The sequence below is a fragment of the Plantactinospora sp. CA-294935 genome (assembly GCF_050936445.1).
Classification (GTDB): Bacteria; Actinomycetota; Actinomycetes; order Mycobacteriales; family Micromonosporaceae; genus Plantactinospora.
On the sequence record NZ_JBNJMU010000001.1, the window covers coordinates 3497384 to 3510527 of the forward strand.

At 72.7% G+C, this 13144-nt stretch carries 14 protein-coding genes; 7 read left to right on the forward strand and 7 right to left on the reverse strand.

What is annotated here, in order from left to right; all coding sequences use genetic code 11:
• Positions 1-3: 3 nt before the first annotated feature.
• Entirely contained in the window at positions 4-639 is a 636-nt protein-coding gene (locus tag ACQEVC_RS15675) for a DUF4126 domain-containing protein (protein ID WP_432877751.1), read from the reverse strand.
• A 73-nt stretch (positions 640-712) separates the two neighbouring features.
• Between ACQEVC_RS15675 and nucS the strand changes: the two genes are divergently transcribed.
• On the forward strand, positions 713-1372 hold the full coding sequence (gene nucS / locus ACQEVC_RS15680) for an endonuclease NucS (RefSeq protein WP_318394784.1): 660 nt from the start codon (positions 713-715) through the stop codon (positions 1370-1372).
• Between the two features lie 4 nt (positions 1373-1376).
• Here the strand turns inward: nucS and ACQEVC_RS15685 are convergent, their stop codons facing one another.
• Together ACQEVC_RS15685 and ACQEVC_RS15690 are read right to left on the reverse strand one after the other, a co-directional pair.
• Complete coding sequence (locus tag ACQEVC_RS15685) at positions 1377-2513, reverse strand: winged helix DNA-binding domain-containing protein (RefSeq protein WP_432877754.1); 1137 nt, start codon at positions 2511-2513, stop codon at positions 1377-1379.
• 79 nt (positions 2514-2592) lie between these two features.
• Complete coding sequence (locus ACQEVC_RS15690; protein WP_432877757.1) at positions 2593-2730, reverse strand: hypothetical protein; 138 nt, start codon at positions 2728-2730, stop codon at positions 2593-2595.
• 45 nt (positions 2731-2775) lie between these two features.
• Here ACQEVC_RS15690 and ACQEVC_RS15695 point away from each other — a divergent pair, with 45 nt between their 5' ends.
• The 3 genes from ACQEVC_RS15695 (at position 2776) to ACQEVC_RS15705 (ending at position 4706) form a co-directional block, all read left to right on the forward strand.
• The gene (locus ACQEVC_RS15695; protein WP_412102695.1) at positions 2776-3177 is read left to right on the forward strand and encodes a hypothetical protein; all 402 of its coding nucleotides are present in this window, start codon (positions 2776-2778) and stop codon (positions 3175-3177) included.
• A gap of 14 nt (positions 3178-3191) precedes the next feature.
• Entirely contained in the window at positions 3192-3794 is a 603-nt protein-coding gene (locus tag ACQEVC_RS15700) for a cell wall protein (RefSeq protein ID WP_432877759.1), read from the forward strand.
• 69 nt (positions 3795-3863) lie between these two features.
• A complete protein-coding gene (locus ACQEVC_RS15705) occupies positions 3864-4706 on the forward strand; it encodes a MauE/DoxX family redox-associated membrane protein (protein ID WP_432877762.1) in 843 nt (280 codons plus the stop codon).
• 7 nt (positions 4707-4713) lie between these two features.
• On the opposite strand, the gene ACQEVC_RS15710 is transcribed toward ACQEVC_RS15705, so the two are convergent.
• Both ACQEVC_RS15710 and ACQEVC_RS15715 read right to left on the reverse strand, forming a co-directional pair.
• Entirely contained in the window at positions 4714-5373 is a 660-nt protein-coding gene (locus ACQEVC_RS15710) for a class I SAM-dependent methyltransferase (RefSeq protein ID WP_432877765.1), read from the reverse strand.
• Positions 5374-5452: 79 nt separating this feature from the next.
• Positions 5453-6949 (reverse strand): aldehyde dehydrogenase family protein, encoded by a 1497-nt coding sequence (locus ACQEVC_RS15715; protein ID WP_432877768.1) that lies wholly within the window; start codon positions 6947-6949, stop codon positions 5453-5455.
• 212 nt (positions 6950-7161) lie between these two features.
• Here ACQEVC_RS15715 and ACQEVC_RS15720 point away from each other — a divergent pair, with 212 nt between their 5' ends.
• From ACQEVC_RS15720 to ACQEVC_RS15730, 3 genes are all read left to right on the forward strand, one after another.
• A complete protein-coding gene (locus tag ACQEVC_RS15720) occupies positions 7162-7695 on the forward strand; it encodes an FHA domain-containing protein (RefSeq protein ID WP_432877770.1) in 534 nt (177 codons plus the stop codon).
• Positions 7696-7851: 156 nt separating this feature from the next.
• On the forward strand, positions 7852-8901 hold the full coding sequence (locus ACQEVC_RS15725; protein ID WP_432877772.1) for an alpha/beta fold hydrolase: 1050 nt from the start codon (positions 7852-7854) through the stop codon (positions 8899-8901).
• Positions 8902-9073: 172 nt separating this feature from the next.
• Positions 9074-10750: a 3-hydroxyacyl-CoA dehydrogenase family protein gene (locus ACQEVC_RS15730; protein ID WP_432877774.1), complete on the forward strand. Its 1677-nt coding sequence runs from the start codon at positions 9074-9076 to the stop codon at positions 10748-10750.
• 30 nt (positions 10751-10780) lie between these two features.
• Here ACQEVC_RS15730 and ACQEVC_RS15735 read toward each other — a convergent pair whose 3' ends face one another.
• Both ACQEVC_RS15735 and ACQEVC_RS15740 read right to left on the reverse strand, forming a co-directional pair.
• Positions 10781-11872 (reverse strand): FG-GAP-like repeat-containing protein, encoded by a 1092-nt coding sequence (locus ACQEVC_RS15735; RefSeq protein ID WP_432877776.1) that lies wholly within the window; start codon positions 11870-11872, stop codon positions 10781-10783.
• A 171-nt stretch (positions 11873-12043) separates the two neighbouring features.
• The gene (locus tag ACQEVC_RS15740) at positions 12044-13144 is read right to left on the reverse strand and encodes an Ig-like domain-containing protein (protein ID WP_432877779.1); all 1101 of its coding nucleotides are present in this window, start codon (positions 13142-13144) and stop codon (positions 12044-12046) included.

The window sequence follows — 13144 nt, forward strand, 5'->3', positions numbered from 1 at the left end:
GGGTCAACTATGCGTGACGGACCGGTCGTACCGGTCACCGGGTCGGGCGGCCCGCCGCTCCGTCCGGCGGCGCCGGCGCCGGCGTACCACCCAGACCACGAAGAGCGGCACGACCAGGAGGAAGAGCAGGACCAGCACCGGCAGCAGGATCGCCGACAGCGAGAAGACCACGCTGGTGGCGTCCTCGGCGGTGCTCGCCACCGGGGCACCGAAGCCGGCCGTACCGGCGTTGATCACCGGCCGGGCCGCCGCCTTGACCCCGTGCACGCCGAGCGCGATCAGCACGCCGATCACCACCGGCACCCACTGGTGAGAGCCGAAGAACTCGCCCGGGTCGCTGACCGTGACCGTCTCGGCCCCGGAACCCGCGCCGAAGGCGAGCCCGCCGGCGGTCGGCCGGACCACGGTCTGCACCACGTCGTTGACGTGGTCGACCACCGGCACCTTGTCGGCGACCACCTCGATGGCGAGCAGCACCACCAGGATCGCCAGTACCCAGCCGTTGGAGATCCACTGCCAGCCGCCGGGCAGGTTCACCACGTCGGTGTACCGGGCGAGCAGTCCCATGGTGAGCAGCGGAATGTACGCGTTGAGACCGGCCGATGCCGCGAGGCCGGTTCCGGTGAGGGCTTCCAGCACGGGTACCAGGATGGCACCGACGCGCCAGGACGGCGCGCCCGGCGGTACCGGACCCCTCCGCTACCCTCGTCGGGTGCGGTTGGTGATAGCGCGGTGCTCTGTGGACTACGTCGGACGACTCTCGGCGCACCTGCCGCTGGCGACCCGGTTGCTGATGGTGAAGGCGGACGGGTCGGTCTCGATCCACGCCGACGACCGGGCGTACAAGCCGCTGAACTGGATGAGCCCGCCGTGCCGGCTGGAGGAGGCCCCCGGGGTGTGGCGGGTCGTCAACAAGGCCGGCGAGGAGCTGCGGATCACCCTTGAGGAGATCTTCCAGGACACCTCGTACGAGCTGGGCGTCGACCCGGGGCTGCGCAAGGACGGTGTGGAGGCGCACCTCCAGGAACTGCTGGCCGCCGCCCCCACCGAGCTGGGTGACGGGTTCACGCTGATCCGGCGGGAGTACATGACCGCGATCGGTCCGGTCGACCTGCTCTGCCGGGACGGTGCCGGAGCCACCGTGGCGGTCGAGGTGAAACGGCGCGGTGAGATCGACGGGGTGGAACAGCTCACCCGCTATCTGGAGCTGCTCAACCGCGATCCGCTGCTCGCACCGGTCAGCGGGGTCTTCGCCGCCCAGGAGATCAAGCCGCAGGCCCGGGTGCTCGCCACCGACCGGGGCATCCGGTGCGTGGCGGTGAACTACGACCGGCTGCGCGGCATCGAGAAGGACGAGTTGACGCTCTTCTGACCGGTCAGGCGTGCGGGCCGACGGCCACCTCGCCGAGGGTGAGCCGGGCGGCGCCGTCCAGGATCTCGCCGATCCGCAGCACCTGTTCGTCGAGCTCGCGGAGCTGCCGGCTGCGCAGTTCCACCAGCGACTCCACGGTGACGTCGATCCGCCGGCCGGAGCGGCGGTGGTGCCAGACCCCGGCCACCAGGCCGTCGACCAGCAGCACCGGGTAGTTGCCGGCCTGGCCGCCGGCGAGCGCCCGGGCCGCGGCCGGGCCGGGGAAGACCTCCGTGCGGGGGAAGCAGTTCACCGGGTACGCGTCGAAGTACGGCAGCAGTCGCACCCCGTGCGGCGGCTCGGCCGGCACGTCGGTGTCGCCGGCCGGCACCCAGGCCGGAGAGCCCGCCATGCAGACCTCTTCCAGCTCTCCGCCGAGCGAGTCGAACAGCTCCGCCGCCCATCGCTTCGGCACCGCCAGCCACTGCGCGACGTGTGCCGGGGTGGCCGGTCCGTACGCGTACAGGTAGCGCCGGAGCACCTCGGCGAGGGCGGTACGGCTGTCGGCGGGCCGGAACCCGGGCAGCCACCGGGCCGGGTTCGTGTACGTCACCAGCCGGCCCCGGTTCGGGCCGAAGCACATCGCCCCGCGCCGGGTGGCCAGCGACATCGCCTCGACCCAGCGCGGCCACCAGCCCTGGAACGCCGCCATCGCCGGTTCTCCGGCCCACGGCCCGGTACGCGCGACCACCGCCTCGGTCAGTTCGTCGGTGGTCAGCTCCGCGTCCCGCAGCGCCTCGGCGATCGCCGCGACGACCTGCTCGGCCTGCTCCTCGGTGAGTAGTTGGAGCGGGCGTACCGGCAGCGCCGACAGGGCACCGGTCCAGATCGGCAGGTCGGCCGTGGCCAGCAGGTGCACGGTGAACCGGGGGCCGCGGGTCTTGACCAGGCGGCGCTCGTCCCAGAGTGCCGCCCGTACGTCGAGCCGGCTGGCCCCGGCGGTGCGCAGCCCGATCCCGAGTTCGGCGGCGGAGAGCACCTGGGCGTGCACTCCGCCGAGTCGGGCCACGACCTCGGCCGGGCCGGCTGCGGGCAGCGGCGTCGTCAGGCCCTGCCGGTCCAGGCGTCGGGCGCGGACCTGCGCGAACGAGAGCCGTCGCATCAGCGGAGCCGCGCGGGGCGGGTGTGCGACGGGTGGGTCTGGCAGGTCGTCATGCCGGGCACGCTAGCGGCTGTTCAGGTCAGTTCCTGACACCTGTTCGCCGGCCGTCGCGGCGGGAGGCTGTGGTGAACCCGGTCGCGAAGCTGAAGAAAACTTTCAGGAACATCAATTGACTGTGTGGATTTCCGCCGTAATAATTATCGTCAATATTGATCACCGTCGTTTCCCTTAACCCCCGAAGGGAGGACCGATCATGGTAGCTGTGACCGGAGAGGTGTCCTGGTTCTGTTGCGGCAGCGCCTGGGGTCCGTGCGCGTCGACCGGGCGGGGTGCCTGCGGCACCTGCACCTCCGGCAACTTCCAGCATGCCTGGCCGAACGCCTCGGCCGCCTGCCTCGCGATCACCCGGCCCGACGTATGCGGCACCAGCCTCGCACGCCGGACCTGCGGGTTCGTGCACTACACCACCAACCTCTGCAACGGAGCCCGGGTCGGCACCTCGATCGCCGACTGCGGACCGCAGACCGACCTGTTCTGCGGTGAGCGCGCCTGCTGCGGCTCGTCCTGCGGCACCAACCGGATCATCGACCTGACGCCGGCGGCGTACAGCGCGATCGCCAGCCTGTCCACCGGGCTCCGGCCCTGCTCTGTCGACTCGGTGTAGCGGAGGACTCCACGATGGCGACCACGATGGACCGTCGACGACTGCTCAGCACGGCCGTACTCGGCGGCGCCGGCATCGCCGGAGCCACCGCACTCGGCCCACTCGCCCCGGAGGCCGCCCTGGCCGCCGAACCGGTGAAGGTCTCGCCCGGCGAGCCGGACCCGAACTTCGCCGAGGGCCGGGTCACCTCGATCACCGGCACTGTGGTGCTGCTGGCCGGCTCGGACGGTGCGCTGCACCGGATCCAGGTCACCAACGGCACCAGCATCTGGAAGTTCCAGCCGACCACCTTCGACCGGCTCGAAAAGGGCGACGGCATGTACGTCCGGGGCGTACGGCTGCCCGACGGCACCCTCGCCGCAGACTCGCTCTGGGCCAACATCGTCAACCTGACCGCGCACATCGTCTCGGTGGGCCGCAACGTGCTGCACCTCGACCACCACGGCAGGCGGCTGGTCGGGCACGTCGTACCCGGCACCACCGCCGCGGTCTACAACGGCACCCCGGCCATCTCCGACGTCTCGCTACTCAAGGTCGGCGGGCACGTCCAGGTGATCGGCGCCTGGCACCCCGACACCAACGAGATCAGCATCGCCACGGTCTACGCCGCCAACTGACGGTGCGGGAAGGGTCCCTTCGCCAGCCGGAGGGGCCCTTCCCGACGCCTGGAACGAGAGGAGGGCATCATGCTCCAGTCCCTGGCGGCGCTCCAGTCCCTGCTGGTCGGCGTCGTGTTGATCTGGTCGGCCCGGATCAAGCTCGTCGACCGGCGGGCGGCCGAGCAGGCACGTACCTCTTCGCTCGGCACGCTGCTCGGCGCCGGGCGGGCGGTGCCGGCGTACCGGGTGCTCGGCGGAACCGAACTGCTGCTCGGCGTCCTGCTGGTGCTGCCACCGGCCCCGGTCGCCGAGCCGGTGGCGGCCGCCGCGCTGGCCGCCGGTTTCGTCGGTTATCTCGGGTACGCCCGCCGCGCCGCACCCGGCGCCTCGTGCGGCTGCCTGAGCGCCAAGGCCACCCCGGTCACCGGGCGCGGCATCGCCCGGGCCGGCCTGCTGGTGCTGGCCGGGCTCTTCGGTGTCGCGGCCGGTGGCACGTACTGGCTGCCGGCGCTGACCGGAGCCCCGGCCGCGTCGGCCGGGCTGCTGCTGGCCGAGGCGGCGCTGATCGTCGCGCTGTCGCCGGAGTTCGACGCGCACTGGCTGCTGCCGCTGCGCCGGCTCCGCGCCCGGCTCACCCATCCGCTGCGGGGCGGCTCCGGGGTGCCGCTGCTGGCCAGCGTGCAGCAACTCCAGCTCAGTGCCGCGTACCGGCAGGTCGCCGCACTGCTCACCTCGGACGTGCGGGAACACTGGCTGGAGGAGTCCTGGCGGATGGTCTGCTACTCGGCCCGCTACCAGGGCCGGCCGGCGACGGCGGTCTTCGCCGTACCGGCCGGGGAGGTGGCGCCGGACCGGGTCCGGGTTGCCGTGGTGGACGACTCGACCGGGGCCACCCTGGTCAGCCTGGCCGACCCGGCGTACGCGAGCTGACCCCGCCTCAGCCGCCGGTACGGACCGCGATCAGTGACTTGATCAGCCCGGCCAGCCGTTCGGCCCGGATCTGCGAGTGCGGGAAGTAGTGCCGCATCTGGGACCGGTCCACCAGTTCGGTCCAGAGCACCTGCTGGATCGCCGTCTCCCGGCAGTCCGGCCGGGTGTGTGCCAGCGGCCAGCGGCGGGCCAGCGCGATCCGCAGCCGGACCGGGGTGAACTGCATGCCCGGGGCGATCCAGTGCGGCTCGATCGGAAAGTACCGGTAGGGGGTCTGCACCCAGTGCGCGTCGGCGAGCGCGTGCACCGTCTCGGCGAACCGCAGCCGGCGTTCGTGCCCGCCGACGTGCTCCAGCACCGAGTTGGAGAAGACCAGGTCGTAGCGGCGGCTGGCGATGTGCCGGGGCAGCGCGCAGGCGTCGCCACGGTCCACCTCCGCCCAGTCCGGTACGTCGGCCGGGGCCTCCTCCAGGTTCACCACGTGTACGTGCTTCGGGCGTACTCCGGCCTGTGCCCAGGTGCTCACCCGGCCGCCCAGGTCGATGACGGACATCTGGGCCAGGTCCGGGAACGTCTCCGCGAGCCATCCGGCCCGGCGCGCGCGCCGCCGGCCACCCCAGGAGTTCTCGCTGTCGACCAGGCGGAATCGCAACGCGTGCAGCCCCATTGGGCGAACGGTACCGATGCGGGAGGCGGCCAGGGATGTCCTAGTCGTCCTTTTGTCCCTACGATCGGTCAGTCCAGGGTCACCGCCCGTACAGAATTTTGGCTGCCTTGACGATGCGCTCCACCTGGGCCGGAGTGCGCTCGAAGGTCATCGCCGGCAGCAGCGAGGGTCCGCGTCGTCTGGTCACCGCCTTGCTGCGGGCGAACTCGCGCAGGCCGTCGGCGCCGTGGATCCGGCCGAAGCCGGAGTCGCCGATCCCGCCGAACGGGAGTGTCGGCATCCCGACGAAGGTCAGGGTGGAGTTGATCGCGGTCATCCCGGAGCGCATCCGGCCGGCGATCTCGGCCGCGCGGCGCCGGCCGAAGACGGCGCCGCCGAGGCCGTACCGGACCGCGTTGGCGCGGTGCAGCGCCTCCTCGGCGTCGGTCACCCTGCTGATGGTGAGCGTCGGTCCGAAGGTCTCCTCCCGGACCGCGTCGGCCTCCTCGGGTACGTCGACCAGGATCGTCGGGTGCACGTACGGCGGCTTCACCGCCTCCGGTCCGCCGAGCACCGCCCGCCCGCCCCGGTCGATCGCGTCCTCGATGTGCCGGCGGATCGTGGCGATCTGGTCGGGCATGGTGATCGGGCCGAGGTCGGTGCCGTCGGGGCCGACGGTGAGCCGGCCGGCCTTCGCCACCACCCGTTCCACGAAGGCGTCGTAGACCGGGGCGGTGACGTAGGCGCGTTCGATGCCGATGCAGGTCTGGCCGGCGTTGGTGAGTGCGCCCCAGACGCAGGCTTCGGCGGCGGCGTCCAGGTCGGCGTCGTCGTCGACGATCACCGCGTCCTTGCCGCCGGCCTCGACGACGAGCGGGGTGAGGGTCTCGGCGCAGGCCGCCATCACCAACTTGGCGGTACGGGTGGAGCCGGTGAAGGCGATCTTGTCGACGCCGGACCGGCACAGCGCCGCACCGACGTCACCGAGGCCGTGCACGGCCTGTAACACCGGCTGCTCCGGGACGATCTCGGCGAAGGTGTCGACCAGCCACTGCCCGACCGCCGGGGTGTACTCGCTGGGCTTGAGCAGCACCGCGTTGCCGGCGGCGAGCGCGTAGCCGAAGGCGCCCAGCGGGGTCAGTACCGGATAGTTCCACGGCGCGATCATCCCGACCACGCCGTACGGCCGGTATTCGAGCCGGGCGGAGAACTCGGCCACCACCAGCCGGGACCGCATCCGGCGCGGGCCGAGCACCCGCTTGGCGTTCCGGGCCGCCCAGTCGAGATGGTCGATGGCGCTGAACGCCTCGACCACGGCGTCGGCGACCGGCTTGCCGGTCTCCAGGTGCGACAGCTCGGCGAGTTCGGTGATCCGGTTGGCCAGCAGCGCCCGCCAGCGCAGCAACCGGCTCCGCCGGCCGGCGGAGCCGAGCCCGGCCCACCACTGCGCCGCTTCCCGGGCCCGTGCGACGGCCCGAACGACGGCGTCGGCGTCGGCGACCGGGAACCGCCCCGCCAGCTCCCCGGTGGCCGGATTGGTGGAGACCAGCTCGCCGTCGGAGATTCCGGGTACGCCGGGAGCGTTCACGGTCGTCATGGCGGAAGTCTAGACCCGAAGATTACCCACGGGTAGGCATGCGGATCGCCGGGGCCCGATGTCCCATCGGCCGAACCGGCGAGCCCGGATCCACTCCCCGGCCAGCGCGACTCGAACCGGCAGGACGTGGAACCGGGCGGGGTCGGGTGGAAAGCTAGCCCGGGGGCCGACGTTGCCGCGTCGGTGGGGGGCGAAGCCGGATGGAGAAATCCATGTCCGACCAACTTGATCTGTTGCCGATACTGACCGTGACCAGTGGGCCACTGAGGGGTGCCAGCTTTCGGCTGCGTCCCGGGGTACGCCGGATCGGTCGGGAGGACGGCGTCGACGTACTGCTGGACGATCCCAAGGTCAGCCGCTGGCACGCCACCGTCGAACTCGCCGCCGGCCGGGTGCTGTTGACCGACACCGGGTCGACGAACGGGACCTGGCTCAACGACGAGCGACTCTCCGGACACACCGAGTTGCGGGACGGGGACCGGATCCGGCTCGGCAACCTGGAGCTGCGGTTCTTCGATCCCGGGGCCGCCGCCACCGACCAGTTGGGTACCTTCCGCCGCTTGCTGGCGCCACCCGCGCCAGCCCCGGTTCCCGCCCTGGCGGGCGGCCCGACCCCCCGCGCGCTCGCCGAGCCGACCCAGTTGATGGGTACGCCCGCGCGGAGGTCCCGGCGGATGCTGTTGATGATCGGCGGCTGTGTCGCCCTCGCCGGCGGTATGACCTGGGCCTACCTCGCCTTCCAGTGACCGCGGGCCGCCGGCCGGGGACACCTCGCCGTGCAGACTGTCGAGCTGGGTGCACAGACGGGGCGCCCATTCAGTGGCGTCCAGCCGGTGTCCGGCCTCGGGATATGGCGGGCGGCCACATGTCCGCGAGCGGTGGCGACTGGCATCATCGCTGCGATGGAGATCCGGCGACACGAGATTTCGGCGAACGGCATCCGGCAGCGGGTGCTGGTGGCGGGCCCGGAGGACGGCCGCCCGGTGCTGCTGATCCACGGCAACTGCTCCTCCGCCGACTTCTGGCAGCCGTTGGTCCGGCACCTGCCGACCGACCTCCGGCTGGTCGCCCCCGACCTCCGCGGCTACGGCGGCACCGAGGTCGCCCCGGTGGACGCGACCCGTGGGCTGGGCGTCTTCGCCGACGACGTCGCCGCGCTGCTCGACGGGCCGGCCCTGTTCGGCGCGGCGGGCGCCCGGCCGGTGCTGGTCGGGCACTCGCTGGGCGGGGGAGTGGCGATGCGGCTGCTGGTCGACCACCCCCACCGGGTGGCCGGGCTGCTGCTGGCGGCTCCGGTCTCGCCGTACGGCTTCGGCGGCACCCGGGACCTGGCCGGCACGCCGACCACGCCGGACTTCGCCGGCACCGGGGGCGGCACGGGAAACCAGGACTTCGTCGCCCGGCTGGCCGCCGGTGACCGGAGCGCCGACGAGCGGACCAGCCCGCGTACGGTCCTGCGCACCGCGTACGTCGCCGACCCGGCCAGCCTCGGCGCGGACGAGGAACTGCTGCTCGACTCGGTGCTCTCCACCGCGACCGGCGACGACAACTACCCCGGCACCATGGAGCGCAGCGACAACTGGCCGGGGATGGCGCCGGGGGACCGGGGCGTGCTGAACAGCCTGGCGCCGAAGCACTTCCGGATCGCCGACGAACTGGTCGCGGTGGCGGACAAGCCGCCGATCACCTGGGTACGCGGCGACTCCGACGTGATCGTCTCGGACACCTCCCTTTTCGACCTGGCCCAGCTCGGCGCGCTCGGCGTGCTGCCGGGTTGGCCGGGTGCGCAGGCGTGCCCGCCGCAGCCGATGATCGGGCAGACCCGCGCGGTGCTGGACCGGTACGCGGCGGCGGGCGGCAGTTACCGCGAGATCGTCTTCGCGAACTGCGGCCATTCGCCCAACATCGAGCGCCCCGTCGAGTTCGCCGCCGCCCTGCTGGACCTGCTGTAGGCGGGACCGGTGTCCGGGGCGTGACCGGTGTCCGGGGCGGGACCGGTGTCCGGCTTCCCGGCCGGCGGTACCGGCACCGGGCCGAGGCGCCCGGACGATCCGTGGCAGACTCGCCGCAGGTGACCTAGCGGCCGTTCAGCCGGCCGCCCGGGACAAAGCGGGAGGTCAAGGGGTGGCAGGCGAGACGACCGGTGCCGGCGGCACCATCTCCACCGTCGGCGTCGTCGGACTGGGCACGATGGGCGCCGGCATCGCGGAGGTCTTCGCCCGCGGCGGTCTCCGGGTGGTCGCCGTCGAGATCACCGCCGAGGCGCTCGAACACGGCCGGGCCACCCTCGCCCGCTCGACCGACCGGGCGGTGGAACGGGGCCGGCTGAGCGCCGCCGACCGGGACGGGCTGCTCGGCCGGATCACCTTCGCCGTCGGGCTACCCGCGCTGGCCGAGGTCGACCTGGTGGTCGAGGCGGTACCCGAGCGGCTCGACCTCAAGCGGCGGCTCTTCGCCGACCTGGACCGGATCTGCCGGCCGACCGCGATCCTGGCCAGCAACACCTCCTCGCTGAGCGTCACCGAGATCGCCGTCGCGACCGGCCGGCCGGACCGGGTGGTCGGGATGCACTTCTTCAACCCCGCGCCGGTGATGAAGCTGGTCGAGGTGGTCCGGACCGTGACCACCTCGACCGAGGTGGTCGGCGCGGTGCAGGCGCTCTGCGCCAGGCTGGGCAAGGTCGGGGTGACCATCGGCGACCGGGCCGGTTTCATCGCCAACGCCCTGCTCTTCGGCTACCTCAACCAGGCCGTCGCGATGGTCGAGTCGGGGTACGCCAGCCGTGCGGAGATCGACGCCGCGATGCGGCTCGGCTGCGGGCTGCCGATGGGGCCGCTGGCGCTGCTCGACCTGATCGGCCTGGACACGGCGTACGAGATCCTGGACACCATGTACCGGCGGGGTGGCCGGGACCGGCGGCACGCCCCGGTGCCGCTGCTGCGCCAGATGGTCACGGCGGGACTGCTCGGCCGCAAGTCCGGCCAGGGCTTCTACCGGTACGAGCGGCCCGGTTCGGCCGCCGTCGTACCCGACGGGCAGACCCCGCTGGCGGCGCCGCCCGACGGCGCCCGGCCGGTGCGCAGGGTCGGCGTGGTCGGTACGGCTGACGCCGTCACCGGGCTCGGCGAACTCTTCGGCCAGGCCGGCTACGACGTGCTGGTGGTGTCCCGGGACGCCGGGCGGACCGGCGGGCTGGCCGGGCTGGCCGACGCCGACCTGGTGGTGGAGGCGGTGGCCGACGAGCTTGCGGCCAAGCAGGCTCTCTTCGCCGAGCTGGCCGAGGTCTGCAAGCCGGAGGTGCTGCTCGCCACCACCACCGGCACGCTCCCGGTGATCGACATCGCGATGGCCGCCCGACGGCCGGCCGAGGTGGTCGGGCTGCACCTGATCGATCCGACCCGGGCCGGGGCGGTGGTGGAGATCGTGCGTACCGTCCGGTCTTCGGCGGAGGCGGTCGCCACCGCCCGGGCGGTCTGCGCCGGGTTGGGCCGGACCGGGGTGGTCTGCGGGGACCGGGCCGGGTTCGTGGTGCGGGCGCTGCTCTTCCCGTACCTGAACGACGCGGTGCGGATGCTGGAGGCGTCGTACGCCTCGGTGGACGACATCGACCACGCGATGACGCTCGGCTGCGGCTATCCGGCCGGCCCGTTCGAGGTGCTGGACAGGCTCGGCCCGGAGGTGGTGCTGCGGCTACAGCGGTCGCTCTACCGGGAGTCCCGGGAACCGGGGCTCGCCCCGGCGCCGCTGCTCGAGCAGTTGGTCACCGCCGGCCGGCGGTTCCGCGACCGAGCCGCCGGCTGACCGCTGGCGGCCGTGCCACCGGCCCGGGCGTCAGCGGGCGATCCGCAGGCTGACCGCCGCGTTGCTGGTCCGGCCCGAGTCGGTGAGCCGGTAGACGAACCGGTCGGTGCTGGCCTTGTGGTGCGGGTACGGCCGGTAGATGACGGTACGGCCGGTGGTGACCTGCACCGTGCCGTGTGCCGGACCGGTGACGATGCTGACCCGGGTGCCGTTGGTGGCGAAGTCGTTGGCGAGCACCGGGATCCCGGTCGCCCGGACCGCGCTGACCCGCGGGTTGTCCCGGACAGCCGTCGGTGCCCGCACGAAGGTGCCGGTGCCGGTGCCGATGAAGACGCTCCGCACCCCGGTCACCTCGCTGGTGGTGCGGACGTCGAGGATGCCGTCGCCGTTCACGTCCGCCACCGCCACCGTCCAGAAGTCGTCGCCGTAGGTGTCTCCCTGGAGGTCCACCACCGTTCCGTTGTCCAGCACCACGACCACCCCGGTGAAGTACGTGCCGCATCCCTCCGCGTACGCGAGGGTCACGTCCATCGCGCCGTCGGCGTCGAAGTCGGCGAGCTGGTACTGCGGCCGGCCGGAGCAGTACCGCACCGGGCCGGGCGTCAGGGTGCCGGTGCCGGTGTTGAGGTAGGTGGTGAAACCGTCGCCCTGGTCGGTCCACTCGTAGACGTCCTGCCGGCCGTCGCCGTTGAAGTCGGCCGTGCCGATGTAGCTGGGCTGGGTGATGGTGTCGAAGCCGGCCGAGATCGCGAAGCCGTCCAGCACCAGCAGGGTGTCGTCGATGGACGGCGGCGGCCCGGAGAACCAGGTCACCGCCAGCTCGTTCGCGGCGTCGCTGTCCAGGTCGAGGCCGACGCCCATGTCGGGGCAGTAGAGCGCCGACGTCAGGTAGCGGTAGGACCGGGCCGGGCCGTAGCCGCCGCCGGTTCGGCCGAGCTCGACCTGGACGGCGCAGTCGGAGGTGCCGGGCAGGGTGCCGAGGGCGTTCCGGTCGGCGCGGCCGTCCCCGTTCACGTCCGCGATGATCGGCTCGTCCTGCCAGCCGGCCTGGGCAGCCGGTGCGGCCAATCCGGTGGCGGCCACCATCGCAACGGCGAAGGTGCTGATGCGTCGGCCCCACATGGTGCCTCCTCGGACCTAGTTCCCCCGCCGTGCCTGGATGTTCTCAGCAGGAGATTAGGGTGCACACATCGTCATGTCGCGTGCGCTGACCGTAATCTGACAAGGTGTTTGGCGGGCCTGCCGCGGGGGTAGGAAAGCCGGCCCGGCGGTCCGAGCGACCGCCCCGGAGGCTCACGGAGTGATCCTGATCGACACCGCCGCGTCGCTGGTGCGGCCGTCCTGGCTGATCCGGTAGACGAACCGGTCGACCGGACCGGGATCCGGGCCCGGGCGGTACACGATCACCCGGCCGGCACCGATCTCGACGGTCCCGTTCGCGGGCGCGACGAGCACGCTCAGCCTGGCCCGCCGGCTGGCCCAGTCGTTGTGCAGTACCGAAATCCGGACCGAGCCGCCGGCAACGACCGTGACGACGTCCCGGGTCGCCAGCGGCGACCGGACGAAGGTGCCGTCGCCGGCGGCCAGGAAGGTACGCCGCTCCCCGCTGGGCCGGTGGTACGTCAGCACGTCCGGCACGCCGCTGTGATCGGCGTCCAGGACGTGCATCGTCCAACTCGACCGGTCGCCGGCGTCGCGCTGGAGGTCGACCACCCGGCCGTCGCCGTACACCACCACCACCCCGTGCGAGTCGTCCGCGCAGCCGTCCACGTACGCGATGGCGACGTCGGCGGCGCCGTCGGAGTCGAAGTCGGCGAGGCGAGGGGTCAGCGGGCCGGCGCAGTATCGCACCGGGCCGGGCGTGAGGGTCCCGGCGCCGGTGTTCAGGAAGCTGGCGAAGCCCTCGCCCTGGTCGGTCCAGAGATAGACGTCCCACCGCCGGTCACCGTCGAAGTCGGCCAGCCCGATGAAGTTGAGCTGCCGCAGCGCCGGCAGGGCGGCCACCACCCGGTAGTCCCGCAACACCAGCAGGTCGTGGCCGGACCGACCGGGGTTGCCCTCGTACCACCCCACCACCAATTCCGCCGGCCCGCGGGCGGCGTCCAGGTCGACCGCCACCCCCAGGTCAGGACAGGCGGTCGGGGCGCCGGCGCCGGGGAGCCGGTACTGGTGGCTGCGCACCGGCAGGTAACCGCCCTCCGGCCGGCCCGACTCGACCAGTACGGCGCAGGTGCGGGCCGCGGTGCCGAGCCGGGCGCGGTCGAGCAGGCCGTCGCCGTTCAGGTCGCCGTACAGCGGATCGTTCGGGCCGGCAGCCCCGGCGGGCGGCACCGCCGTGGCCATCGCGAGGATCGTCGCCGTGGCGGTTCCCGCCACGATCGGTCTTCTCCACAT

What these genes read in the sequence shown, in the direction of transcription:
- ACQEVC_RS15685 (WP_432877754.1), bottom strand. Translation starts at nt 2,513, where the DNA reads ATGCGACGGCTCTCGTTCGCGCAGGTCCGCGCCCGACGCCTGGACCGG.
- ACQEVC_RS15700 (WP_432877759.1), top strand. Translation starts at nt 3,192, where the DNA reads ATGGCGACCACGATGGACCGTCGACGACTGCTCAGCACGGCCGTACTC.
- ACQEVC_RS15705 (WP_432877762.1), top strand. Translation starts at nt 3,864, where the DNA reads ATGCTCCAGTCCCTGGCGGCGCTCCAGTCCCTGCTGGTCGGCGTCGTG.
- ACQEVC_RS15710 (WP_432877765.1), bottom strand. Translation starts at nt 5,373, where the DNA reads ATGGGGCTGCACGCGTTGCGATTCCGCCTGGTCGACAGCGAGAACTCC.
- ACQEVC_RS15715 (WP_432877768.1), bottom strand. Translation starts at nt 6,949, where the DNA reads ATGACGACCGTGAACGCTCCCGGCGTACCCGGAATCTCCGACGGCGAG.
- ACQEVC_RS15720 (WP_432877770.1), top strand. Translation starts at nt 7,162, where the DNA reads ATGTCCGACCAACTTGATCTGTTGCCGATACTGACCGTGACCAGTGGG.
- ACQEVC_RS15725 (WP_432877772.1), top strand. Translation starts at nt 7,852, where the DNA reads ATGGAGATCCGGCGACACGAGATTTCGGCGAACGGCATCCGGCAGCGG.
- ACQEVC_RS15735 (WP_432877776.1), bottom strand. Translation starts at nt 11,872, where the DNA reads ATGTGGGGCCGACGCATCAGCACCTTCGCCGTTGCGATGGTGGCCGCC.
- ACQEVC_RS15740 (WP_432877779.1), bottom strand. Translation starts at nt 13,144, where the DNA reads ATGTGGAGAAGACCGATCGTGGCGGGAACCGCCACGGCGACGATCCTC.